This is a genomic window from Amycolatopsis sp. cmx-4-83, assembly GCF_046548815.1.
GTDB classification, from domain to species: Bacteria; Actinomycetota; Actinomycetes; order Mycobacteriales; family Pseudonocardiaceae; genus Amycolatopsis; species Amycolatopsis pretoriensis_A.
The window spans coordinates 165767-190057 of sequence record NZ_JAEBEF010000011.1; the positions used below are offsets into that span (position 1 = coordinate 165767).

The window sequence follows — 24291 nt, forward strand, 5'->3', positions numbered from 1 at the left end:
CGAGTCACGCAGGCTGAAGGCGTGAACAACTCGTTGATCTTCATGGCCGTCTTGCCGCTGATGCTCCGGGGGATGCGCTACGCCGTCCTCCTGATCGGGCTCGCTCTCGCCCTTCGCAGCCCTGAAAACGCTTCGGCGACCGAGCTGTATGGAACCTTCGCCAAGCTCGCCGGGGCCGAACCGGTCAGGCAGCGGATCGCCGGCGGATGAGGGCGTAAACGCCCAAGATCACCGCCAGGCTGATGAGACTCAAATACAGCTGGGACCGCGCATCCGAGTCCACGAACAGCATCGACGCCACCACCGCCAGCGTCAGCACCAGCGTCACCCAGCTCAGCCACGGGTACCCCCACATGCGCAGCTTCAGCTTCTCCGGTGCCGAAGCCTCCAGCGCACGCCGCATCCGCAACTGGGACCCGCAGATGATCGCGTACACGAACAACGCCACCGCGCCCGCCGAATTGATGATGAAGTAGAAGATCTTGTCCGGGGACACGTAACTCATCACCACCGCCACGTAACCGACCGAAGTGGACACCAGGATCGCCTTCCACGGGACGCCCCGCTTGTTCGTGTCCGAGATCCACGACGGCGCCCAGCCGTGGCGCCGCAGCGCGAACAGCATCCGGGATGCCGTGTACAGCCCCGAATTCAGCACCGACAGGGCCGCCGTCAGGACCACCGCGCTCACGATCGTCGACGCCGCCGGGACGCCGAAGCGGCCGAACGCCGCCGCGAACGGGCTTGTCTCGCTGGGGATTTCGCGCCACGGCGTGATCATCACCAGCAGGGTCACCGAACCCACGTAGAACACGATCACGCGCCAGACGATCGTCGACGTCGCCTTGCGGACCGCCGTCTCCGGCTGGTCGGACTCCGCCGCTGCGATCGTCACGATTTCCGCGCCGAAATAGGAAAAAATCACGATCACCACGCCGTGGACGACCGAAAAGCCGCCGTGGGGCACGAAACCGTCGAGAGCGATGTTGCCGACCGAGAAGTGCGCTCCCGGCCAGAGCCCCAGCACGAACAGCAGGCCCAGTACCAGGAACACCACGATCGTCGCGACCTTGATCGACGCCAGCCAGAACTCCGTCTCCCCGAACGAGCGCGCCGACGCCAGGTTCGTCGCCGTCAGCAGGAGCATCAGCGCCAGCGAGAACACCCACTGCGGCACGCCGGGGATCCAGCCCTGCAGGATCTTCGCGCCGGCCACCGCCTCGAACGCGACCACGCCGACCCAGAAGTACCAGTACAGCCAGCCGATCGTGAAGCCCGCCCAGCCGCCGAGCGAGTCGCGGGCGTACTCCATGAACGAGCCCAGTGCGGGGGCGGCCGTCGCCATCTCGCCGAGCATCCGCATCACCAGCACGACGAGCAAGCCGCCCAGCGCGTACGAGAGCACGGCCGCCGGTCCTACGGTGCGGATCACCGCGCCGCTGCCGATGAACAGGCTCGCGCCGATGATGCCGCCGAGGGCGATCATGCGGACGTGCCGCTGCCGCAGGTCGGGCCGCAGCCCGGACTTCGTCGTCACGGTGTGGGATTCTCGCACTTCGGCACCACATCGTGAAGAACTCAGGTCGCGAGGATCTCCGACTTCCGCTGCACCAGGTACGCGCCGCCGAGCAGGATCGCCGAACCGAGCAGCTGCAGCCAGGTGAGCTCCTCGCCGAGCAGCGCCCACGCCGTGACGGTGACGATCACCGGCTCGACCAGCCCCAGCACGCTCGCCACCGACGCCGGCAGGTGCCGCAGCGACGAAATCCCGAAGACGTAGGCCAGCACCGTCGCCACCAGCACCAGCAGGGTGATCAGCAGCCACACCGGCGGGTGCCACGCGCCGAAGCCGACGTCGGTGCCGAGCAGCCCGACCGGCCACGTCCACGGCGGCGCGGCGAAGCTGATGGCGACCGCGCCGATCACCATGCCCCAGGTGACCAGGCCCAGCGGGTCGATGTCGGCCACCGCGCGCTCGCCGAGCAGGAAGTACCCGGCCGAGCAGAGCGCCGCGCCGAAGCCGGCGAGCAGGCCGACGCCGTCGAGCGTCACGCCCTGCCAGACCTGCGCGACCAGCGACAGCCCGACCATCGCCAGCGCGATGCCGCCCCACACCGACCGCGGCAGCCGGTGCCGCCACACGAACCGCACCCACAGCGCGATCAGCACGGGGGAGACGAACTCCAGCAGGATCGCGATGCCGACCGGGATCCGGCCCGCGGCGACGAAGTAGAGCAGCTGCACGCCGGCGACGCCGAGGAGGCCGTAGCCGGCCAGCACCGGCAGCTCGGCCCGGCCCACCCGGAGTTTCCGCGGCGCGACCAGCGCGACCCCGGCGAGCAGCACCAGCCCGGCCAGCGCGATGCGCATCGAGGCCACCTGCTCCGGGGTGATCCCGGCGCTCATCGCGGACTTGCCCAGCGTGCCCGACGTGCTGAAGAACAGCGCGGCCAGCAGGACGAGGGTGGTCCCGCGGCCGCGGTGGGCGACCCGGGGCGGGGCGAGGACGGGCAGCTCGGTGGTCACCCCGGCGACTCTAAGCGCGACCGCGTCACTGCCAAAGCGGTTTTCGCGGTTACTCGGCCTGCTTGAGCCCCGTCGCGACGTGCGTGGTGATGGTCGCCAGCCGCCGCCCCTGGACGCGCAGCGCGCCGAGGGCGAGGTCGTCGGGCGCCGCGGACTTGCGGGACACGAACGAGCCGCCGTACGGGTTGCCCGACTCCATCAGGTGCGGGTCGGTGTAGCCGAGCGGCACGACGATCGCGCCCCAGTGGTAGAAGACGTTGTTGATCGCCAGCAGCGTCGACTCCAGGCCGCCGTGCGCGGTGGACGCCGTCGTGAACGACGTCGCGACCTTGTCGGCCAGCTTCCCCTTCGCCCACAACCCGCCCGTGCTGTCCAGGAAGGACTTCAGCTGGGCGGCCGGGCCGCCGAACCGGGTCGGGCTGCCGATCGCGAGGCCGTCGGCCCACTCGAGGTCGGCGAGCTCGGCCAGCGCGTGGTGCGGGCCGGCGTCGATCCAGGCCTGCCAGCGCGGGTTCTGCGCGACGGCCTGCTCGGGCGCGGTCTCCCGCACGGTCCGCACCCGCACGTCGGCGCCGGTTTCGCGGGCGCCGGCGGCGAGGGACTCGGCGAGGGCCGCGGTGTTGCCGGTCGAGCTGTAGTAGACGACGAGGATCCGTGTGCTCACGTCCGCCGACTCTAGGGTGCCGGGCCGGGCGTCTCAGGATCCGGACTGGGGCTTCCACGGGCTGACCGTGTCGGTCGGCCGCGTCGGGTCGTGGAAGCGCGGGCGGTCCAGCTCGCCGCGGCGCAGCGGGACCAGGCCGTCGGCGATGGCCTGCATGATCTTCGCGTGCGCGCGCACGCCGGCGCCGGGCCGCTCCGGTTCGACGTCCGAGAGGTCGACGGGGTCGCCGAAGTGCACTTGGAACCGCGGCCGGCGCAGCGGCGCGCTGAGCCCGGAGCGGGCGAGCGGAACCAGGTCGGCCGGGCCGTTGACGGTCTCGGTGCCCCAGTAGACGGCCTCGTGCGCGCCCCACTGGCTGATCGGGATCACCGGCACGCCCGAGGCGAGCGCCAGGCGGGCCGCGCCGGTCTTGCCGCGCTCGGGCCACAGGCCGGGGTCGTGGCTGATCCGGCCCTCGGGGTAGACGATGATCGGCTCGCGCGTGGTCTTCATCGCCTCGACGGCCTCGGCGAACTGCCCGACGGCGGTCCCGGCGTGCTTGCGGTCGACCCGCAGGTGCCCGCTGACCCGCAGCGCCGGCCCGATCACGGGCGCGTCGAGGATGCCGCCGGCCAGCATGAACCGCGGGTTGATGCCGATCCGCTTGCACGCCGCCATCAGCACGAACGCGTCGAACACGCCGATGTGGTTCGCGGTCATGAGCAGCGGCTTGCCGCGCAGCTGAGCCGGGATCCGGCCGGTGACGGTGAGCCGTCCGACCAGGTTCACCAGACCGCGGTCGATGTTCAGCATGGTCCGCCAGATGGCGGGGGCACGGCGGGGCGGTTCGGCGGTGCGCAGCGCGAGCATGGGGCAGAGCATGGCAGACGCCGATTTCACCCGAATGCGCACTGGCCGGATCGGTTCACCCGGATGGCCCCGCCGCGCCGGTTGTGAGGCAGAAGTTCACCCTGAGCCGAGAGTGGCGCACGAGGCGAACGGGCACGGGCGGTTACCGTTGACGCATGGCTGGGTCGGCGACGAGGAAGAGAAGCACGGGAAGCGGCGCGAAGGGGGCAGCGGCGCGCAAGCCGCGTACGCCCGCGAAGCCACGGCCACGTTCGTCGCCCGCCCGCAAGCCCGCCCCGCGCCGCAAGACGCCCGGGATCTTCGGCAAGGGCGTCCGCGGCACCTGGAACCTGCTGGCCAAGGGCACCGGAACGCTGGCACGTACGGTCGGCCGCACCCGTGAGCTCGAGGCCGAACACCGTCGTGACGGCCTGGCGCTCGGCCTGATCGCGCTGGCCATCATCGCCGCCGTCGGCGTCTGGTGGCGGGCCGCCGGCCCGATCGGAGCCGGGGTCGAGATCGCCACCCGGAGCGTGCTCGGCGCCGGGGCCGTGACGCTGCCGCTCGTGCTGGTCGTCGTCGCCGTCGCGCTGATGCGGTCCGAACCGCACCCCGAGACGCGGCCGCGGATGGTCATCGGCACGATCATGGTCGTGCTGTCCGTGCTCGGGATGCTGCACATCTTCACCGCGCTCCCGGACACCAACGACGGCCGGATGTACGCCGGTGGCATCATCGGCGCCTTCTCCGGCGGCCTGCTCACCATGGGCGTCACCACCTGGGTCGCGGTGCCGCTGCTGATCCTCGCGCTCGTCTTCGGCATCCTCGTCTTCACCGGCACGCCGGTCCGCGAGATCCCGCAGCGGCTGCGCAACTGGGGCCTCGACGAGGAGGAGATCGCCGAGGCCGAGGCCCAGCGCTCCGGGTTCGCTACCGACGAGGACGCCGTCACCGACGCCGACCCGAAGGCCGCGCGGCTGCGCAAGCCGTCGCGGCGCCGCCAGGCCGCCGACGCGGACCCCGAGCAGCTCGACATCGACGCGATGCTGGCCGAGGCACCGACGCCGATCAAGCCGCCGAAGACGCTGCCCAAGCCGCCGGTCGAGGTGCCCGAGAAGAAGCCGAAGAAGGCCCCGGAGCCTCCGCTGGCCGTCACCCGGACCGTCGAAGGGGACTACCAGCTCCCGCCGCCCGACCTGCTGAAGCTCGGCGACGCGCCGAAGTCCCGCAGCAAGGCCAACGACGCCATGATCGAGGCGATCACCGGCGTGCTGGAGCAGTTCAGCATCGACGCGCAGGTCACCGGCTTCACCCGCGGCCCGACGGTCACGCGCTACGAGGTCGAGCTCGGCCCGGGCGTGAAGGTCGAGAAGATCACCGCGCTGACCAAGAACATCGCCTACGCGGTGGCCACCGACAACGTCCGGCTGCTGGCGCCGATCCCCGGCAAGTCCGCGGTCGGCATCGAGGTGCCGAACTCCGACCGCGAGATGGTCCGCCTGGGCGACGTCCTGCGCGCGCCGTCCACGGTCAAGGACAACCACCCGATGGTGATCGGCCTCGGCAAGGACATCGAGGGCCACTTCGTCACCGCGAACCTGACGAAGATGCCCCACCTGCTGGTCGCGGGCTCCACCGGTTCCGGTAAGTCGAGCTTCGTCAACTCGATGCTGGTGTCGCTGCTCGCCCGCGCGACACCGGACGAGTGCCGGATGATCCTGATCGACCCGAAGATGGTCGAGCTGACGCCGTACGAAGGCATCCCGCACCTGATCACGCCCATCATCACCCAGCCGAAGAAGGCCGCCGCCGCGCTGGCCTGGCTGGTGGAGGAGATGGAGCAGCGCTACCAGGACATGCAGGTCAACAAGGTCCGGCACATCGACGACTACAACAAGAAGGTCAAATCCGGCGAGATCACGGCGCCGCCGGGGTCCGAGCGCGAATACCGGCCGTACCCGTACATCATGGCGATCGTCGACGAGCTCGCCGACCTGATGATGACCGCCCCGCGCGACGTCGAGGACGCGATCGTCCGGATCACGCAGAAGGCGCGCGCGGCGGGTATCCACCTGGTCCTGGCCACGCAGCGGCCGTCGGTCGACGTCGTCACCGGCCTGATCAAGACCAACGTGCCCTCGCGGCTGGCGTTCGCGACGTCGTCGCTGACCGACTCGCGGGTCATCCTCGACCAGCCGGGCGCGGAGAAGCTGATCGGCATGGGCGACGCGCTCTACCTGCCGATGGGCGCCGGCAAACCGGTCCGCATCCAGGGCGCGTTCGTCGGTGACGAAGAGATCGCCGCGGTCGTCAACTACGCCAAGGAGCAGGCGCAGCCGGACTACCAGGACGGCGTCACCGCGCAGAAGGCCGGCGAGAAGAAGGAGATCGACCCGGACATCGGGGACGACCTGGACGTCCTGCTGCAGGCGGCGGAGCTGATCGTGACGTCCCAGTTCGGCTCGACGTCGATGCTGCAGCGCAAGCTGCGGGTCGGCTTCGCGAAGGCCGGGCGCCTGATGGACCTGCTGGAAAGCCGGGGCGTGGTCGGCCCGTCGGAGGGCTCGAAGGCCCGCGACGTGCTGATCAAGCCGGAGGAGCTGGAAGGCGTCCTGTTCATGATCCGCGGCGGCGGCCCGGTGGACGCCGACGCCGACGGCGACGACGAGTAGGCGGTGCAACCCGTGACGCCGTCCGTTCCGTCCTGAGCACGTGGACCTGAAGCGATTCGTAGCCGGACTGTTCGCCTTCGCCGTCGTGACGGTGGGCGCCGGGAGCTCGGTCGCCACCGGGCAGCCCGCCGCCCCCGGGCCGGCCACGCCACCGTCCTCGACGGTGAGCGCCCCGGCCGGCCGCGACGTCACCCTGCGGCTCGGGCAGGAGGCCGCCGTCCAGGGCAAGGACCTGACCGTGCGCTACACCCGGGTCGTCTCGGACTCGCGGTGCCGCCCGGGCATGACGTGCATCTGGCAGGGGGAGGCCACGCTGGCGTTCCTGCTGAAGGAGCCCGGCCGCGGCGAGAGCACGACGGCCGAGCTGCACAGCGGCCCGCGTACGGGCCCTCAGGCGACGTCGTTCGCGGCCAGCCGCATCGAACTGGTGTCGGTCAGCGAGGACGGCGGGGAAGCCACGGTCCGGGTCACATGAGCCGCTGCGGCCCAAAGTGATCCAGACCGCGGCGGCGATCCGCGCCACGTGCCCTTGGTCGCGGCCCGGCCAGGAATGCGATGGCCGCGAGCATGCCGCCGATGGTCTTGACCGGCCCGGACTCCTCGAAGAGTGCGTTGAACTCCAGGGATCACCCGAGCGGCGTGCCCCAGTGGTCCTGGAAGGCCACTTCGGACAGCGGGGTGCGCGGCGCGGGCTTGAAGTCCGGCACGGTCGTGTACGCCACCGGCAGCAGCCCGGCCTGCGTGTGGCCGTCCGGGATGCCGAGGATCTCGGCCGCCTCCGCCTCGCGGGAAAGGTGGTACGTGGTGAGCGTCGAGCCGAGGCCGCGTGCGCGCAGCGCCAGCTGGAAGTTCCACACCGCCGGGAAGATGCCGCCGTAGAAGGCCGCGTCGACCGCGTTGTCCCCGGCCGGGCGGCCCCGCAGGACCGGGATCACGAACACCGGGACGCGCTCGATCACGTCGATCAGGTGCTGCCCGGACGCCAGCGCCCGCGGGTCGCCCGTCTTCGTCGCGAGGTAGGCCTCGCCGACCTCGCGGAACAGCACCCCGAGCCGGTTCTTCACGTCCTGGTCGCGCACGACGAGCCAGCGCCAGGCCTGGACGTTGCCGGGTGTCGGCGCCTGCAGCGCCAGGTTCAGGCACTCCTCGACGACGGCGGGTTCGACCGGCCGGTCGAGGTCGAGCTTGCGGCGCACCGCGCGGGTCGTGCTGAGCAGGTGATCGATCTCCATGACCCCATCCTGGCCCAGGCGCGCGCGAGCGCACCCGGGCCGGGGCGCGGGCTCAGCCGCCGAACTTGCGGACCGCCTGGTAGTACGTCCAGGCGGCGCCCTTGCAGGCCACGTTGGAGCCGCAGACGCTCTTGAGGTCGCTGTAGAGGTTGTCGTCGATCTTCAGCCGGTTCGCCTCGGAGAAGCGGCCCTGCTTCTTGTAGTTGCGGTAGCCGAAGTCGTGCCGGTGGCAGCCGGGCAGGAACTGCCAGCCGAACGGCGTGTCCGGCGACCACGAGCAGCCGTCCGACGACCAGTCGAGCTGGCCGGAGTAGGGCGCCTGGTTCCGGATCGACTCGAACCCGGACAGGGACGTGGAGAAGAGGTACTGGTCGGTGACCGTCGGGATGTCGACGGCCGCCGCGGTGCCGGCGCCCGCGAGGACGCCTCCGCCGACAGTCACGGCCACCGCCACGGTGGCCCCCAGGTTCCGCAGTGTCGTGCGCATCGTTGCTTCCTTGCCGATCGAGTGACTTGGTGCCCGACCAGCTTCGGGCAGGCCAGTGGCGTGGGTCACCGCCCGAAAGGATGTTGTCGGGAAAATTTCCCCCTGACTTCGCCCCCTAGGTGGGAATCGGCCAGACGACCTAGGGGTGGCCGACCCGGCCGCGTCAGAGCTGCAGCAGCATCCGCGAGTTGCCCAGCGTGTTCGGCTTCGCGTACGGCAGGTCCAGGAACTCCGCCACGCCCGTGTCGTGCGAGCGCCGCATCTCCTCGAACACCTCGTGCGAAACCGGCGTCCCGTCGATCTCCACGAAGCCGTGCCCGGCGAAGAAGCTCGTCTCGAAGGTCAGCACGAACAGCCGCCTGAGACCCAGCTCACGGGCCTCCTCCACCAGCCGCGCCACGAGCAGCCGCCCGACGCCCTGGCCGCGGACCGCCTTGTCGACCACCACCGTGCGCAGCTCGGCGATGTCCTCCCAGAGCACGTGCAGGGCCGCCGCGCCGACGACTTCGTCACCCAGTTCGGCGACCCAGAACTCCTGGACCGCCTCGTAGAGCGTGACCAGGTCCTTCTCCAGCAGGACGCGGCCGGCGTCCGAATCGACGAGGGCCTTGATCTTGCGGACGTCGGCGATCCGCGCGCGGCGGACGGTCGGGCGGGGGGAGGCGGACGGCACGATCGTCAACCCTGCCACATCGCCCGGCGCGCGCGGCGACACAGCTCGCTCTTCGGGTCCGGTTGTCGCAGCCGGGCCACGCCGTCGTCAGGCCGCGTGCACCCGGCGGCTACCCTGAACTTCGTGCCTTCCCCTGCCACGGACCCAGCCGCCACCCGACGCGTCTCCCTGCTGACCCTGGGCTGCGCCCGCAACGAGGTCGACTCGGAGGAGCTCGCGGGCCGGCTCGCGGCCGGCGGCTGGGAGCTGGCGGCCGATCCCGAAGAGTCCGACGTCGTGGTGGTCAACACCTGCGGCTTCGTCGAATCGGCCAAAAAGGACTCGGTCGACACGCTGCTGGCGGCGTCCGACACGGGCAAGAAGGTCGTCGCCGTCGGCTGCATGGCCGAGCGCTACGGCCACGAGCTCGCCGACAGCCTCCCCGAAGCCGACGCCGTGCTGGGCTTCGACCACTACGCCGACCTCTCGGCCCGGCTCGACGACGTCGTCGCCGGCCGCAAGATCGCCTCGCACACCCCCGGCGACCGCCGCAAGCTGCTGCCGATCAGCCCGGTCCAGCGGCCCGCCGCCGCGGAGACCGTCGAGGTCCCGGGCCACGCGCAGCACGGCTGGGGCCCGCGGGTGCTCCGCACGCGCCTCGACGACGCGCCGGTCGCCGCGCTGAAGATCGCCTCCGGCTGCGACCGGCGCTGCTCGTTCTGCGCGATCCCGTCGTTCCGCGGCTCCTTCGTCTCGCGGCAGCCCGACGAGATCGTCGCCGAAGCGATGTGGCTGGCCGAAAACGGCGTCAAGGAGCTGTTCCTGGTCAGCGAGAACTCGACGTCGTACGGCAAGGACTTCGGCCGCGACGGCGCCACCGCGCTGGAGCGGCTGCTGCCGCGCCTGGCGGCGGTCGACGGCATCGAGCGCGTCCGCGTCTCCTACCTGCAGCCGGCCGAGACGCGCCCGCAGCTGGTCAAGGCCATCGCCACCACGCCGGGCGTCGCCGAGTACTTCGACCTGTCGTTCCAGCACTCCAGCGAGCAGGTGCTGCGCCGGATGCGCCGGTTCGGCTCGACCGACTCGTTCCTCGCGCTGACCGAGCAGATCCGCGAGTACGCGCCCGAGGCGGGCATCCGCACCAACGTGATCGTCGGGTTCCCCGGCGAGACCGAGCACGACCTGAGCGAGCTGGAGCGCTTCCTGACCGGCGCGCGCCTCGACGCGGTCGGCGTCTTCGGCTACTCCGACGAGGACGGCACCGAGGCCGAGGGCTTCGACGGCAAGCTCGACGCCGAAGAGGTCGCGAAGCGGGTCACCCGGATCTCGGCGCTGGTCGAGGAGCTGACCTCGCAGCGCGCCGAGGACCGGATCGGCACCTTCGTCGACGTCCTGGTCGAGCTGGACGACGACGGCGAGGTCACCGGCCGCGCCGCGCACCAGGCCCCCGAGGTCGACGGCGAGTGCATCATCCTCGACGCGCCGGAGAAGGCCCAGGTCGGCGACTTCCTGCGGTGCGAGGTCGTGGACTCGGCGGGCGTCGACCTGATCGTCCGCGCGGTACCGGACGCCGACCGGTGAGTGCGCTCCCCAGCGACGCCGCCGACGAGGGCCTGACGCACGACGCCCCCGCCCAGGTCCCCGAGCCGACCCCGGTCCCGACGCTCAACGTCGCGAACCTGCTGACGCTGTCGCGGCTGGTCCTGGTCCCGCTGTTCGTCGCCGCGCTGTTCGTCGGCGACGGCCACGACACCACCTGGCGCGCGCTCGCGACCGGCCTCTTCGCCATCGCTTCGGCCACCGACCAGCTGGACGGCTGGGTGGCCCGCAAGTACGGCCTGATCACCGACTTCGGCAAGATCGCCGACCCGATCGCGGACAAGGCGCTGACCGGCGCCGCGCTGGTGGGGCTGAGCGTCCTCGGCGAGCTCGGCTGGTGGGTCACGATCGTGATCGCGGTCCGCGAGATCGGCGTGACGCTGCTGCGCTTCTGGGTGATCCGCCACGGCGTGATCCCGGCCAGCCGGGGCGGGAAGGCGAAGACGATGGCGCAGATCGCGGCCATCGTGGCGTACCTGCTGCCGCTGCCGGCCGGCGCGGACCCCGTCCGCTGGTCGCTGATGGGCCTGGCCCTGGTGCTGACGGTGGTGACGGGGGTGGACTACCTGGTCCGCGCGATCCGGCTGCGCGCGGCCGGGCGCCGGGTCACCGGGAGCTGAGCTTGGCCGAGGTGCCGCGAACGACTCATGGGGGACCTCCGGCGTTCCAAATGAGTCATTGGCGACCTCCGGCCGGCCCGGCCGCTGCGCGCGAGGTGGCCGCGGGCGGCACCGCCGGGGCGGGCCGGCGCCTGCCCCTCCCGACCGGGCCGAGGTGCCGCGAATGAGTCATTCGCGACCTCCGGCCATCCCCGCCGAGGGTGACGAGCAGGCCGCCGCCCTCGTCGCGGCCCTCACCCGGCGCGGGGAGACCGTCGCCGCCGCCGAGTCGCTGACCGCCGGGCTCGTCTGCGCCACCCTCGCCCGCGTGCCCGGGGCCAGCGCGGCCCTGCGTGGCGGGCTCGTCGTCTACGCCACCGAACTCAAGACCGTCCTCGCCGGCGTCGACGCCACCCTGCTGGCCGAGCACGGCGCCGTCCACCCCGAGGTCGCCGCGCAGCTCGCCGAGGGTGCCCGTGAGCGGTGCGGGGCCACCTGGGGCCTCGGGCTCACCGGCGTGGCCGGCCCGGCCGCGCAGGACGGCGTCGAGCCCGGGACCGTGCACATCGGGCTCGCGGGGCCGGGAACACGCACACCGCGTCTTTCGGGGGTTCGGGTGGCGGAGCCCCCGACCCGAGGCGAAGCCTCGTTTGTCACAGTCCGTACGCTGGCGTTGAGCGGCGATCGCGACTTGATCAGGACCCGATCGGTCCAGGCCGCGTTTGCCCTGCTCGGGGAACATCTGACGTGAATCCGGCGTTCGCCCTTGGCGTACGGGAGCACCAACTCCTGCGCCCAGGGCACCGCTCTGGGTAACGTAGGGGGTACTTGTACGGAAGGGAGGCGCGTGATGACCGTGCTGTTGCGTGAGGCGATCGGTGATCGGCTCCGTCATGCCCGCACCAACCAGCGTCGTACGCTGCGCGACATCTCCCGCGCCGCCAGGGTCAGCCTCGGCTACCTCTCGGAGGTGGAACGGGGCCAGAAGGAGGCGTCGAGCGAGCTGCTCGCGTCCATCTGCCAGGCTCTGGACCTTCCGCTCGGCGAACTGTTGCACAAGGTGGCGGCGGACGTTTCGGCCCTCGACAACGTCGAGGTCGCGCCGGTCGACGAGCGGATCGTGGAGGGCAGGCCCCGGGAGAAGCGGGGTGCCGAGGCCTCGGCGGCCGGTATCGAAGGCGGCCGCCTGATGTCCGAGCTGATCGGGAACGACCTCGCCGACCTGCGGGTTTCCCCGGCACCGCGGATGAACACGACGTTGCGGACGACGATCGGCCAGCCCAAGCTGGCCTCGACCATCGCCGCTTGATCACAGGTCGGACACGACGACGGCCCCGGGCAACCCGCCCGGGGCCGTTCGCGTTGCCTACTCGGGGTGATCAGGGCGATCCCTGAATTCCGCCGGGTCGCCTGGAACGGAAGTGGCCGACCTGACACGATGGAACCCAACGCCGGGGTCGGTGCGTTGCAGAAGCAGGGGAGCGACGCCCCACCCCGAGTACTCAAGGCCCGTGGGACGCAAGAAGGCAGGCGGAGGAGATGGCCAACCCGTTCGTGAAGTTCTGGAAGTACATGATGGCGGCGTTCTCGTCGAAGATCGACGAGCACGCCGACCCGAAGGTACAGATCCAGCAGGCCATCGAGGAGGCGCAGCGCAACCACCAGGCGCTGACGCAGCAGGCCGCCTCCGTGATCGGCAACCAGCGGCAGCTGGAGATGAAGCTCAACCGGCAGCTCGGCGACGTCGAAAAGCTGCAGGCGTCCACCCGGCAGGCGCTCGTCCTCGCGGACGAGGCCCGCAGCAAGGGTGACGAGCAGAAGGCCACCGAGTTCGAGAACGCCGCGGAGAGCTTCGCGACGCAGCTCGTCACGGCCGAGCAGAACATCGAGGACCTGAAGACGCTGCACGACCAGTCGCTGCAGGCCGCGGCCCAGGCCAAGAAGGCCGTGGAGCGCAACTCGCAGATGCTGCAGCAGAAGCTGGCCGAGCGCACGAAGCTGCTCTCGCAGCTGGAGCAGGCGAAGATGCAGGAGCAGGTCTCCGCTTCGCTGAACCAGATGAGCCAGCTGGCGGCGCCGGGCAACACGCCGTCGCTGGAAGAGGTCCGCGACAAGATCGAGAAGCGCTACACCACGGCGCTGGGCTCGGCGGAGCTGGCGCAGAACTCGGTCCAGGGGCGGATGATGGAGGTCCAGGCCTCCACGACGCAGATGGCGGGCCAGTCGCGGCTGCAGCAGATCCGCGCGTCGATGCACGGTGACTCGGTCGCCCAGGTGACCGACGGCGGCGCGGCGGCCCAGAAGCCGGCGAGCAGCTCGGCGGACATCCAGCGGGAGATCCAGGCGCGCGTGCAGGCCGAGCAGGGCAAGAACCCGGCCTGACCCGGGCTTGAACCAGGGCGAAGGGGGCGAAAGCGATGGGGCAGCAAGGCAAGCGGCGTGACTTCGGCGAACTGAGCGCCAAGCTGGAGAAGCACATCGAGAAGCTGCCCGACTACGCCGTCCGCGCCCAGGAAAAGCTCCAAAAGGTGCAGAAGTACTTCCCGCCGGCCGAGCAGGCCGGCGGGAAGTCTCCGCGCCCGAACCCGCTGCAACGGCCGCCCGTGCGGCGGCCGGACGTGACGACGTCGCTGACGTCGATGGCGAACCAGGTCCCGGCCTTCGCCGAGGCCCGGGCCAAGTGGGACCGCTGGAACCACCCGGCCGCGAAGCTCGAACGCCGCAAGCGCCGGACGGCGAAGGCACTCACGCTGTGGATCCTCCTCACGATCCTGTGCGGCGTGGTCACCGTGGCGGCGGCCGTGGGCTGGATCAGCCCCACCCACGCCGCGATGATGCCGCAGGCGATCACGGCGTTCGCCGGGGTCGTCATCTTCGGCACGTTCAGCGTCCGGTCCGGCCTCAAGCTGCGCGACCTCAAGCGCACCCCGATCCCGGCGGCGCCGGCCGGACCGCCGCCGCTGCCCCCCGCCCGGTCGGCGGCCCGCGAACCCATGGAACGGCTCGCCGAGTGCGAGGCGTCGCTGGGCGAGCTGCTGCGCCAGCTTTCGGTGCCGTCCCCGGTGGGCACGGCCCCGGTTTCCGAGGTGGCCGTCGCGGACGCCCGGCAGACGGCGAACGAAGCCGCCGCCGCGCTGCGCGGCCTGGCGGCCCGCATCCAGGCGATCGAGCGCGGCCGGGACTCCGCGCCGACCCGGGAGAAGGCGGCCTTGGCCGCAGCCGTCGGCAAGCTCCGCGAACAGCTCGACGACGGCATCGAGGGCTACCGCGGCCTGGTCGCCGCGGCGGGCCACACGGTCGCCGCCTCCAGCGACGGCCTGGTGACGTCGAAGCAGGACCTCACTGACGCGACCGACCGCCTGGCGGGGCTGGCGATGGCCCTGCGCGAGCTCTCCTGACCGTCCGATTCCGCCCGGCGCGCCCGCTCGGCGAAGCGAAATCCGGCTGATCCCAGCCGGATCCCACGTTTTCCCCGCCCGTCACGCTAATCCGGCTTCGCTGCGCCATCCGGGCACCCCGCTCCGCCGTTCGAGGGCGTCCATGCGGCCGTCCGGCCCGTTCGTCACCCCGCGTGCGTGATCGTGCGTTTCACCCCGGCGTCGCCGCCTGTTCACCTCTTGGTGCCGAAACACGCGCGTAATCGGAAACTGATCGCGACGGAAACGTCGGCGAACTAACGTTTCTGTCATGCATGCAGAGGTGTCACTCGCCGGGAGGCCCGCCGTGCACTGAGGTTCGCCGGCGCCGACCGTACACAGTGGACTTTCTCGACCCGCCGAGGAAAGGACGCCCCGTGAACACGCTCCCGCCGGACCCGGACCCCGTCCCGGTCACCCCGCCCACCGCCTCGCACCGCGTCATCGCCGCCTTCGAGCGCATCACCGAAGCCGGCCGCCCCGAAATCTGGACCACCCTCCGCGCCGTCGAAGACGTCCTCGTCGACGCCAAGACCGTCGACGAACGCGTCAAGGCCGGGGAAGACCTGCCGCTGGCCGGCACCGTGTTCGCCGTGCAGGACCTGATCGACGTCGCCGGGCAGCCGGCCGGGTCCGGCGTGCCGGAGACCAGCGCCCCGGTCGTCGCCCGGCTCACCGCCGCCGGCGCCATCGTGCTCGGCAAGACCGGCGCCGCCATGGTTTCCGGGACCTGGGACCGCACCAAGGCCGGCGGGAACGGCGCGGCGGTCGCCGTCGCGCTGGGCATCGTCGACCTGGCGTTGAGCACCGGGGGAGCCGTCCCCGCGGCGCTGAACGCCGTCGCCGCCGTGAAGCCGACACGCGGCCTGCTGCCCGCCGCCGACGGCGTCTCCGTCTACTCGAACGGCCTGGTCACCGCGCACCGCGCGCTCACGCAGATGACCGGCGGCGACCGGTCCTGGCCCGCCGACGTCCGCCTCGGCGCCGGCGAGCACCCGAGGATCGGCTACCCCGCCGACCTGCCCCTCGGCGAGGCCGCGAGCCTGGCGCTCGATATCGTCGTCGCCCGGCTGACGGCATCGGGGGCCGTGCTGACCCCGTTCTCCGTGCGCGAGCCCGGGTTCGACGGTTTCGACGCCCTCGTCGTGCCCACCGTCCCGGAGCACCCCGGGATCGCCGAAGCGCTGGCCGACCCGGCCGGTGTGGGCCACCGCCTGGCCGCCTGCACGGCGTTCGCGAACCTCCTCGACGTGGCCGTGGTGTCGGTCCCGGTGCTGCCGGGCGACCGCCGTCCGTTCGGCGTCACCTTCCTGACGCGGGCGTTCGAAGACCAGATCGCGCTGGACCTCGCGACCGTCTGCACGGACGAGCCGATGACGCCCTACCCCGAGCCGGGCGAGGACGTCGTCGTGTTCGGCGCGCACCTGCGCGGTCAGCCGCTCAACGCCGAGCTCACCGGGCTCGGCGCCCGGTTCGGCGGGCCGGTCCGGACCATCGAGGGCTACCGGATGGTGCTCCTGGGCACCGAGCCGCCGCAGCCCGGCGTGCTCGCCGGCGGCGCCGTCCTCGACGGCGAACGCTGGCGGCTCTCCCCGGCCGCGTTCGAGCGGTTCGCCGCCGCGCTCAAGGAACCCTTCGTGCTCGACCGCGTCGAGCTGGACGACGGCACCGCCCCGCTCGCCGTCCGCTGCCTCGCCGCGGACGGGCCCGGTCTGGACCGCTACGAGTCCTGGCGCGGGTACGTCCGGTTCGCCTCTACCGCCGGCCTGCGAGCCCCCGGCTGACGCGGCGCACCAGGCCCGGCCCGTGCAGCGCGAAGCCCGTGTAGAGCTGCACGAGCGACGCACCGGCGTCCACGAGCCGGAGCGCGTCGTCCGGGCCCAGGACGCCGCCGACGCCGATGATCGGCAGGGTCCCGCCGGTGTGGTCGTGCACGAACCGCACGACCTCGGCCGCGCGGGTGGTCAGCGGCCGGCCGGACAGCCCTCCCGCCTGTCCGGCCAGGCCGCTCTCCGCGGCCGCGATGCCGTCGCGGGACAACGTCGTGTTCGTCGCGATGATCCCGGCGACGCCGTGCTCGACCGCGACCTCCAGGAGCTCGCCCAGCGCGTCGTCGGTCAGGTCGGGCGCGACCTTCACCAGCAGCGGCGTCGGCGTGCCCTGGCCGGCCAGCTCCGCGGACGTCGCCCGCAGCTCGCCGAGCAGCTCGGCCAGCGCGGCGCGGTCCTGCAGCTGCCGCAGGCCCGGCGTGTTCGGGGAGCTGACGTTGATCGCGAAGTAGTCCGCGTACGGGTACAGCGCCCGCAGCGAGAACCGGTAGTCCTCGACGGCCTCGTCGAGCGGCGTCACCTTCGACTTGCCGATGCTGATCCCCAGCGGGACGCCGGGTTTGCCGTCGCGAGCCAGCTTCGCCGCGAGCGCTTCGGCGCCGTCGTTGTTGAAGCCCATGCGGTTGATCACCGCGTCGGACGCGGGGAGGCTGAACAGCCGCGGCCGGGGGTTGCCCGGCTGCGCCAGCCGTGTCACCGTGCCGACCTCGACGAACCCGAAGCCCAGCGCGGCCCACGCGGGCAGCGCGCGGCCGTTCTTGTCCATCCCGGCGGCCAGGCCGACGCGGTTGGGGAAGCGCAGGCCGAGCACCGTCACCGGGTCGTCGACGCGGAGGGCGCCGCCGAGCGCGGGCGCCGCCTTGCCGAGCCGGGCGAGGACGCTGATCGTGCGCTCGTGCACCAGCTCGGGGTCGTGGTAGGACAGCCGGTACAGCGCCGGGCGGACGATCTTGTCGAAGAACACGCCCCCATGCTGCCAAACCGCCCGCGGCCCGCTACCGGAGCGCCGCTTTCACGTGAAAGCGGCCACTACGCCCCCGCGGCCCGGAGGTCCTTCCACTCGTCTTCGAGCAGGGCGTAGATCAGCTCGTCGGTCCACTCGCCCTTGACGATCTCGTTCTCCTTCAGGTGCGCTTCCCGGCGCATCCCGAGGCGTTCCATCAGCGCGGCGGACGCGGTGTTCCGGCCGTCGCAGCGGCCGATGACGCGGTGCAGCCCCAGGTCTTCGAAGGCCAGCCGCAGCAGTTCGGTCGTCGCCTCGGCGGCCAGGCCCTTGCCGTGGTGGTCCGGGTGGAAGACGAAGCCGATCTCGCCCTGGCGGTGCTCGCTGCTGATCCACTCGAGGTTCAGGTCGCCGATCAGCTGCCCGGTCGAGGCCAGTTCGACCGCCACGGCCAGGAACTGCCCTTCCTTCGTCAGCGTGGAGCTGTGGACCCGCTTGGCCAGCGCGGCGGCCGACTCGGCCCGGCTACGCGGCCCCCAGTAGAGGTAACGGGCGACGTCGGCACGGGACTGGAAGGAGTTCAGCGCGTCGAGGTCGCCGGGCGTGAACGGGCGCAGGAGCAGCCGATCCGTGGTGATCGGGTAGTCGGGCCTGAGCATGCGTCCAGGCTAGCGACCTTCAACCGTCCGGGTGACACAACGGAGAAACGCTGATCGCCGGACGGTCGTCCCGCGACGCCGGGTGGCGCGACGTGCACAAATGAGCACTCCATCGAGGAAATGGAGGAACCCCCGGGGTGCCTCTCGGACGCCGTCAAACGTCCGAGCCCGAGCCGGACTGGTGCTCGGGAACCCCGGGGGCACGGTGACTGCCTGGTATTCGCTATCAGGCATCACGTGGAGCAGGCGATGAGCCAGAAGGTGGCTCAGCTGTAGCGCTGCTCAAAGTCCTCCACGTGCCATCCGCTAGCGGACAGCCACCTCACGAGTCCTGTTGGAATACAACTTGGGACCACCTCCTCTCTCGTGTACTTCCACGCTAGGCGAAGCTCCCGGGGTCCGGCAATGTCATTTTCGCGATCTCACTCCGCAGACGGCCTTTGCGCTGCTCACCGAAGAAGGACGCGTCGACGGCGTGCTCCGCGAGCGGCGCCGGCCCGGCCGCGGCCGGCCCCATCGCGACGGAGACGTACTCGCCGGTCATGCGCCACACCGGGTGCGCGGCGATGCTGGCGAGCTGCGCGGTCCGGAGGTCGGGCACGCGTCGAGCGGGATCCGGTGCGCCGCACGGTGTTCCCGCACCGCCGGGTCGGCCGCGAAGCCGGTGCCGTGCCCGATCCGGTGGTTTCGCCCGCGTGCGGGACGCTGCGCAGCCCGGCTTCCCGCGCCCGCGTGAAGAACGGCTTGAACGCGCCCGGCCGACGCCCGGTTCCGGCCCGCCCAACCCGAAGGACACCAGGCCCTTAGGGCGTTCGCGCAGCGCGAACACGAGCGTCTCCCGCCCGGCTTCGACGCCCGTTTCGCCCGGGATGTCGGAGCACCAGGCCAGTTCTACGCCCAGCCCGGCCGCTCTCCAGCCCGGACAGCAGTTCGTCGCCGGGCACTCCGTCGAGCACGTGGTTGTACGGCGTGACGGTGACTTCGGCGTAGCGGCAGTTCTGCGCGGCGAGATCGGCGGGCCAGTGCGAGGACGGTCCGCAGGCCCGCGGCACCGGGCCTACTGCGGCGGGTGCGGTCCGGCCTGGTCCTTCGGGCAGAACCAGGTCGGCCGGCGCTGGACGTCGTGGCCCTGCGTGCGGACCAGGAGCCGTCCGCCGCAGCGGAAGCAGCCCTGGCGGGTGCGCTCGTAGACCCAGTTCTTCCGGTTGCGGTCGAGGTGCCCGGTGGTGCTCTGGTCGAAGCGGCCGGAGCGGGCGTTGGCCAGCAACAGCTTGCGGGCCAGCGCGACCGTGGTCGCGGCGTCCACTTCGGACACCGGAACCCACGGCGTGACGCCGAGCAGGAAGGCGATCTCGCACTTGTAGAGGTTCCCGACCCCCGCCATGACCCGCTGGTCGAGCAGCGCCAGCCCCAGTTCGCGCTCCGGTGCGGCGGTCAGGTTCGCGACCGCGCGCGCCGCGTGCTCTTCCGTCCACTGTGGATCGAGCAGGTCCGGGCCGAGGTGCGCGACGAGGTCGTGTTCCTTCGGCGTGGCGACGATCCTGAGGTCGTGGACGCGGAAGCCGATCACCTGGACGTCGGCCGCGGTGAAGACCACGCGGGCGTGGTGGCCGGGCCGCCGCCACTTCGCGCCGGCGGCGTAGACGTCCCACATGCCGTCCATCATCAGGTGCGAGTGGAGCGTCAGGTCGCCGGAGAAGCGCGTGAAGAGGTGCTTGCCGACCGTGCCGACGCCGAGGACCTCGCGCCCGGCGAGGTCCACAGTGGCCAGCTGGGGCACGCGGAACTCCCCGCGCAGCAGCGTTTTGCCGGCCAGTGCCTTGTCGAAGCGCTTCCCGACGAGGTAGACGGTGTCACCTTCGGGCACGGCTCACCCCGCCGATTCGGACACCTCGGCGGGTGCCTCGGGTGTCTCCGGCGCCGGGCCTTCGGGCCAGTCCGGGCCCTCGGGCTCTTCGCCGGCGACGCGGTGGCGGCCGGCCCGGTTCGAGCGCAGGATCTTCGCCAGCACCATGTTGAACGTCAGCGCGATCTCCTGGGCACCGGGGGAGTGCCATTCGTGGATCGGGCTGCACGCGCCCTGGGCCTGCTGCACCGCCAGGCGGTCGGTGATCGCCGTCGGCATCACCAGCGAACCGAAGTTCTCGCGCAGCTCGGCGATCCGGAACTGGTGCTCGTAGGACCGGACGCGCAGCTTGTTCACCAGCACGCCGATCGGCCGCAGCCGCGGGTTGAGGTCCTTGCGGATCTTCTCGATCGCTTCCAGGGCCCGGTGCGCGCCCGCGACGGCGTACATGGTCGGCTCGGTGACGATGAGCGCGCTGTCCGCGGCGACCAGCGCCGACTTCGTCAGCCGGCCCAGCGACGGCGGGCAGTCGAGGATCACCAGCTCGTAGGGCAGTTCGCCGAGCGGCTCGCGGTGCAGTTCGTCGAGCGCGCGGGAGAAGTTCGCCAGCCGCTCGCTGTCGGCGTCGGGGTCGTTGAGCAGTTCCAGCTCTTCGGTGCCGACGAGGACGTCGACGTCCTCGCTCCACACGCTGGGCGCGATCGCGCGTTCGAGCATCTCCCGGGTCGGGGTCTCGAGCACGTCCGCGAGGGTGGCGTCGGTGAACGGCGGGTCGAGCGAGGTGGTGGCGTTGCCCTGCGGGTCGAGGTCGACCACCAGCGTTCGCGTGCCCCTACGCAAGGCGGCGGACGCGATACCGAGAGCGACCGTCGTCTTGCCGACGCCTCCCTTGAGGCTGAGTACGGCGACCGTGTGCACGACGACCAGCCTACGGGTGTGGGCGAGGCGCGCCGTCGGGCAAGGGGCGTTCACTCGAAGGGAGGAGCCGGGGAGGCGGGCGGGGGCGGGCACTACCCTGTCCGGCATGAAGACGGAGACCGTGGCCGCCCGGGGTTCGGGTGCCGTTCGCCGGGTGCTCGAGGCCGAGCTGAAGGCCGCCCGCGCCCGGGGCGTCGAGCACCCCCGCGTCGTCGACGTGGGCGGCGGCAGCGGCGGCTGGGCGGTGCCGTTCGCGGCGGCGGGCTGCCGGGTGACGGTCGTCGAGCCGAGCCCCAACGCGCTGGCCACGCTGCAGCGGCGGGCCGAGGAAGAGGGCGTCGCCGACCGGATCACGGTGATCGCGGACGACTCCGACGCGCTGGGCAGGCACGTCGAGGCCGGCTCGGCCGACCTGGTGCTGGCGCACGGCCTGCTGGAGATCGTCGACGACCCGGCGGCGGTGCTGACGGCGCTGGCCACGGCGGTCGCCCCGGGCGGCGCGGTGTCGGTGCTGGTGGCCAACCGCCACGCGTCGGTCCTCTACCGGGCGCTGTCCGGCCGCGTCGCCGAAGCCCGGCAGCTGCTGGAGAGCGCGGACGGCGTGGTCGCGGGCGACACGGTGCTGCGGCGCTTCGACGCCGACGGCCTGCGCGCCCAGCTGGTGACGGCGGGCCTGGACGTGACGCTGCTGCAGGGCGACCGGGTGATCTCGGACCTGATGGGCGGCGACGTCCGCGAAGACGAGCTGGCGGACTTCGAGCGCGTGGCGGCGGCCACCCCGGCGTTGCGGGAGATCGCGAGCCGCCTGCACGCGGTGGCGCGGCCCCCGGCCTGAATGGCGGATTTCGGCTGGCGTGCGGCCGTGACCGGCGGATTCCGGTCGTCGCGCACCGCTCGATCCGGAATTGTCGGTGGTGCCCGGTAGCGTCCCGGGCGTGGGGCGAAATGCTGAACTGCCGGGCGGGATGGCCCGGTTCCGCGTCCGGCCGGGGGAGCCGGCGCCGGACGACGCCGGCTGCGGGCTGCTGCACGTCGACATGGACGCGTTCTTCGTGTCGGTCGAGCTGCGCACCCGCCCCGAGCTGGCGGACAAACCGGTCGTCGTGTCGGGCGGCGGCCCCCGCGCGGTCGTGGCGGCGGCGAACTACCCGGCGCGCAAGTTCGGCGTGCGCTCGGCGATGCCGTTCTCGACCGCCAAGCGCCTCTGCCCGCACTTGATCAACATCCCGCCGACATCGGGCCTGTACGGCGAGGTCTCCCGCGGGGTGATGGGGATCTTCCGCGAGCTGACGCCGCTGGTCGAGCCGCTGAGCCTGGACGAGGCGTTCCTGGACGTCAGCGGAGCACTGCGCCGCCTGGGCGCGACACCCGCTTCGCTGGGCGCGCAGATCCGGGCGCGGGTCGAGGCCGAGCACGGGATCACGTGCTCGGTCGGCGTGGCGAAGGTCAAGTTCGTGGCGAAGCTGGCGTCGGGGATGGCGAAGCCGGACGGCATGGTCGTCGTCCCGGCGGCGGAGACGCTGGCCTTCCTGCACCCGCTGCCGGTCTCGGCGCTGTGGGGCGTCGGCGCCCGCACGGAGGAACAGCTGAAGCGGCTCGGCCTGGACACGATCGCGGACGTGGCCGCGTTCCCGCCGGAGCGCCTGAAGAAGTCGCTGGGAACGGCGATCGGCGAGCACCTGTACCGGCTGGCGCACGGCGTCGACGAGCGCGCGGTGGTGATCGACTCCCCGGAGAAGTCGATCGGCGCCGAGCACACTTTCGACGTCGACCGCCATGACCGGGCTTCGCTGGGCCTGGAGCTGCTGAGGCTCTCCGAGCGGGTGGGGGCGACGCTGCGGGAGCGGGGTGTCCGAGGCCGGACGGTGTCGATCAAGGTGCGCTTCGCGGATTTCCGCACGATCACCCGTGCCCGCACGCTGATGTCGGCGACGGACGTGGCCCGGGAGATCCACGCGGTGGCGGTGGCGTTGCTGGCGGAGCACGCGCCGACGGGGGCGGTCAGGTTGATCGGCGTCCGCGTGGAGGGCTTGGACACGGGAGAGGCGGGCGAGCAGCTGGTGTTCGATTCCGCGGCGCCCCGCTGGCGTGACGCCGAGGTGGCGGCCGACGTGGCGAGATCGAAGTTCGGCTCGGCAGCGGTGCGGCCGGCGTCGTTGCTGGCGCCGCGGGAGCAGTGAGGGGAGAGCGGCTGGAAGTGGCGAGGGAGCCGGTGGCGGGGAGCGGCCGCCCGCCGCCCGCACTGCCATCCGCTCAATCGTTTTCCCCACCCGCCATCCGCTGGCTCGCCGCCTCAACCCGCCATCCGGTCGCGAGCCGCCGCCACCCGCCAATCCCGTTGTTCGGCCGCGCACCGGCAGCGAGCGCCAACCCTCCGCTCGCCGCCGACTCGCCGCCGGTCACCAGACCACCCGCCGCCGAACCCGCCGTCCGGCCGCCCGCCGCTGCTTCCATCGCCGACCCCGGTTCAGCCCGCCGCTACCCACCCCGCCCGACCGCCGACCCCGCGATCCGGCCGCCCACCCCGCCTCGACCGTTGACCCCGGTGCGGCCGCCTGCTGCTGCCAACCCCGCCCGACCGCGACCCCCGCGATCCGGCCGCCCACCCCGCTCCCACCACCGGCCGTGTACGGAAGGTGATCTTCCGCTCGTCCGCCATCCCCCACATCGCCGCTCAGGCCGTTAACCGGTCACGATGGGCCACCGTGACCCTCCGCGACGCCCCTCCGGCGGGATTTAGCCCAATTCGATCCCTACTGGATGCGGGATCGGGTAGTCGTGCGGGCGCGGGCCTCGTATCCTGGACAGTGCCACCCCGCCTGGGGTTGGCTGTTGGGTCCAGGACGTTGCGCGGCCCGGCGCCCGCGACAGCTGTGCCGGAGGAGGAAAGATGCCACTCTCCGAGCATGAGCAGCGGCTGCTCGATCAAATCGAGCGCGAGCTCTATGCCGAGGACCCCAAGTTCGCATCCACGGTGCGTGGCACCCGGTTGCGTCGCCCCGCTCGCCGACGGCGGATTCAGGGCATCGCCCTGTTCGTGGTGGGCGTGGCCCTGCTGGTGCTGGGCGTGGTGGTGCCGCAGTTCCGGGTGGCCGACATCCCGCTGATCAGCGTGCTCGGGTTCCTCGTGATGTTCTTCGGGGTCATGTTGGCCGTCACATCGATTCGGCACGCCGCCGAGGGGGACGGCAAGGGCGGTGGATCGGGCGCCCGCGGTGGCAAGCAGCCAGGGCGGCGCAGCTCCTTCACCCAGCGGATGGAAGAACGCTTCCGCCAGCGCTTCGAGGAGCAGTAGCGCCGCAAGACCACAAGATCCGCGTCCGGCCACCCAGGCCGGACGCGGATCTTCTTGTGTGCTCTACGCCTCGCCCCGGTGGGTCACCCGCGTCCGTGACAACGGGTGACCCCCGATCGGGTCAAT

General features: G+C 71.9%; 25 protein-coding genes. 13 read left to right on the forward strand and 12 right to left on the reverse strand.

All coding sequences use genetic code 11. The features are described from left to right. Nucleotides 1-21: 21 nt before the first annotated feature. The gene (locus tag ACLJQM_RS32950) at nt 22-210 is read left to right on the forward strand and encodes a hypothetical protein (RefSeq protein ID WP_410634226.1); all 189 of its coding nucleotides are present in this window, start codon (nt 22-24) and stop codon (nt 208-210) included. Here the strand turns inward: ACLJQM_RS32950 and ACLJQM_RS32955 are convergent. From ACLJQM_RS32955 to ACLJQM_RS32970, 4 genes are all read right to left on the reverse strand, one after another. Then, nucleotides 185-1486, reverse strand: a complete 1302-nt coding sequence (locus ACLJQM_RS32955) for an amino acid permease (RefSeq protein WP_410634486.1) — start codon at nt 1484-1486, stop codon at nt 185-187. The genes ACLJQM_RS32950 and ACLJQM_RS32955 overlap by 26 nt on opposite strands. Nucleotides 1487-1578: 92 nt before the next feature. Then, nucleotides 1579-2526, reverse strand: a complete 948-nt coding sequence (locus tag ACLJQM_RS32960) for an EamA family transporter (protein ID WP_410634228.1) — start codon at nt 2524-2526, stop codon at nt 1579-1581. Nucleotides 2527-2575: 49 nt separating this feature from the next. Next, entirely contained in the window at nt 2576-3190 is a 615-nt protein-coding gene (wrbA, locus tag ACLJQM_RS32965; RefSeq protein WP_360770038.1) for an NAD(P)H:quinone oxidoreductase, read from the reverse strand. A 33-nt stretch (nt 3191-3223) separates the two neighbouring features. After that, nucleotides 3224-4051, reverse strand: coding sequence for a lysophospholipid acyltransferase family protein (locus tag ACLJQM_RS32970; RefSeq protein WP_410634230.1), 828 nt, complete (start codon nt 4049-4051; stop codon nt 3224-3226). 143 nt (nt 4052-4194) lie between these two features. Here ACLJQM_RS32970 and ACLJQM_RS32975 point away from each other — a divergent pair, with 143 nt between their 5' ends. After that, nucleotides 4195-6690, forward strand: coding sequence for a DNA translocase FtsK (locus tag ACLJQM_RS32975; protein ID WP_410634231.1), 2496 nt, complete (start codon nt 4195-4197; stop codon nt 6688-6690). Nucleotides 6691-6730: 40 nt separating this feature from the next. Continuing rightward, nucleotides 6731-7165 (forward strand): hypothetical protein, encoded by a 435-nt coding sequence (locus tag ACLJQM_RS32980; RefSeq protein WP_247021156.1) that lies wholly within the window; start codon nt 6731-6733, stop codon nt 7163-7165. A gap of 151 nt (nt 7166-7316) precedes the next feature. Here the strand turns inward: ACLJQM_RS32980 and ACLJQM_RS32985 are convergent, their stop codons facing one another. The 3 genes from ACLJQM_RS32985 to ACLJQM_RS32995 form a co-directional block, all read right to left on the reverse strand. Further along, the gene (locus tag ACLJQM_RS32985) at nt 7317-7922 is read right to left on the reverse strand and encodes a nitroreductase family protein (RefSeq protein WP_360770047.1); all 606 of its coding nucleotides are present in this window, start codon (nt 7920-7922) and stop codon (nt 7317-7319) included. Between the two features lie 52 nt (nt 7923-7974). After that, the gene (locus tag ACLJQM_RS32990) at nt 7975-8409 is read right to left on the reverse strand and encodes a phospholipase (RefSeq protein WP_290055015.1); all 435 of its coding nucleotides are present in this window, start codon (nt 8407-8409) and stop codon (nt 7975-7977) included. Nucleotides 8410-8572: 163 nt separating this feature from the next. Beyond that, nucleotides 8573-9082 (reverse strand): amino-acid N-acetyltransferase, encoded by a 510-nt coding sequence (locus tag ACLJQM_RS32995; RefSeq protein ID WP_247021162.1) that lies wholly within the window; start codon nt 9080-9082, stop codon nt 8573-8575. Between the two features lie 123 nt (nt 9083-9205). Between ACLJQM_RS32995 and rimO the strand changes: the two genes are divergently transcribed. From rimO to ACLJQM_RS33030, 7 genes are all read left to right on the forward strand, one after another. Further along, the gene (gene rimO / locus ACLJQM_RS33000) at nt 9206-10642 is read left to right on the forward strand and encodes a 30S ribosomal protein S12 methylthiotransferase RimO (RefSeq protein ID WP_247021164.1); all 1437 of its coding nucleotides are present in this window, start codon (nt 9206-9208) and stop codon (nt 10640-10642) included. Next, nucleotides 10639-11280: a CDP-diacylglycerol--glycerol-3-phosphate 3-phosphatidyltransferase gene (gene pgsA / locus ACLJQM_RS33005; protein WP_247021166.1), complete on the forward strand. Its 642-nt coding sequence runs from the start codon at nt 10639-10641 to the stop codon at nt 11278-11280. Before rimO ends, pgsA begins: the two co-directional genes overlap by 4 nt. 163 nt (nt 11281-11443) lie before the next feature. After that, complete coding sequence (locus ACLJQM_RS33010) at nt 11444-12010, forward strand: CinA family protein (protein ID WP_410634234.1); 567 nt, start codon at nt 11444-11446, stop codon at nt 12008-12010. A 99-nt stretch (nt 12011-12109) separates the two neighbouring features. After that, nucleotides 12110-12568, forward strand: a complete 459-nt coding sequence (locus tag ACLJQM_RS33015; protein WP_247021170.1) for a helix-turn-helix domain-containing protein — start codon at nt 12110-12112, stop codon at nt 12566-12568. Between the two features lie 230 nt (nt 12569-12798). Next, nucleotides 12799-13641 (forward strand): PspA/IM30 family protein, encoded by an 843-nt coding sequence (locus ACLJQM_RS33020; protein WP_360770059.1) that lies wholly within the window; start codon nt 12799-12801, stop codon nt 13639-13641. Nucleotides 13642-13676: 35 nt separating this feature from the next. Further along, entirely contained in the window at nt 13677-14657 is a 981-nt protein-coding gene (pspM, locus tag ACLJQM_RS33025; RefSeq protein WP_360770062.1) for a phage shock envelope stress response protein PspM, read from the forward strand. A 395-nt stretch (nt 14658-15052) separates the two neighbouring features. Further along, nucleotides 15053-16459, forward strand: a complete 1407-nt coding sequence (locus ACLJQM_RS33030; protein ID WP_410634236.1) for an amidase family protein — start codon at nt 15053-15055, stop codon at nt 16457-16459. Here the strand turns inward: ACLJQM_RS33030 and ACLJQM_RS33035 are convergent. The 5 genes from ACLJQM_RS33035 to ACLJQM_RS33055 all read right to left on the reverse strand — a co-directional run bounded on the left by ACLJQM_RS33035 (nt 16431) and on the right by ACLJQM_RS33055 (nt 20870). Continuing rightward, nucleotides 16431-17468, reverse strand: a complete 1038-nt coding sequence (locus tag ACLJQM_RS33035; protein ID WP_247021179.1) for a quinone-dependent dihydroorotate dehydrogenase — start codon at nt 17466-17468, stop codon at nt 16431-16433. The two genes, ACLJQM_RS33030 and ACLJQM_RS33035, sit on opposite strands and share 29 nt — an antisense overlap. Nucleotides 17469-17533: 65 nt before the next feature. After that, a complete protein-coding gene (locus ACLJQM_RS33040; protein WP_410634237.1) occupies nt 17534-18106 on the reverse strand; it encodes a GNAT family N-acetyltransferase in 573 nt (190 codons plus the stop codon). Nucleotides 18107-18485: 379 nt separating this feature from the next. Next, nucleotides 18486-18707, reverse strand: coding sequence for a hypothetical protein (locus ACLJQM_RS33045; protein ID WP_410634238.1), 222 nt, complete (start codon nt 18705-18707; stop codon nt 18486-18488). A 456-nt stretch (nt 18708-19163) separates the two neighbouring features. Continuing rightward, nucleotides 19164-19973 carry a DNA-formamidopyrimidine glycosylase family protein gene (locus ACLJQM_RS33050; protein ID WP_247021183.1) on the reverse strand — a complete coding sequence of 270 codons (810 nt, stop codon included), beginning with the start codon at nt 19971-19973 and terminating at the stop codon, nt 19164-19166. A gap of 3 nt (nt 19974-19976) precedes the next feature. Continuing rightward, nucleotides 19977-20870 (reverse strand): ParA family protein, encoded by an 894-nt coding sequence (locus ACLJQM_RS33055; RefSeq protein WP_247021185.1) that lies wholly within the window; start codon nt 20868-20870, stop codon nt 19977-19979. Nucleotides 20871-20976: 106 nt separating this feature from the next. Here ACLJQM_RS33055 and ACLJQM_RS33060 point away from each other — a divergent pair, with 106 nt between their 5' ends. The 3 genes from ACLJQM_RS33060 (at nt 20977) to ACLJQM_RS33070 (ending at nt 24165) form a co-directional block, all read left to right on the forward strand. After that, complete coding sequence (locus ACLJQM_RS33060; RefSeq protein ID WP_410634239.1) at nt 20977-21705, forward strand: methyltransferase domain-containing protein; 729 nt, start codon at nt 20977-20979, stop codon at nt 21703-21705. A gap of 130 nt (nt 21706-21835) precedes the next feature. Then, a complete protein-coding gene (gene dinB, locus ACLJQM_RS33065; protein WP_247025054.1) occupies nt 21836-23050 on the forward strand; it encodes a DNA polymerase IV in 1215 nt (404 codons plus the stop codon). Nucleotides 23051-23760: 710 nt separating this feature from the next. After that, nucleotides 23761-24165, forward strand: a complete 405-nt coding sequence (locus tag ACLJQM_RS33070) for a DUF3040 domain-containing protein (protein ID WP_247021189.1) — start codon at nt 23761-23763, stop codon at nt 24163-24165. Nucleotides 24166-24291 lie beyond the last annotated feature (126 nt).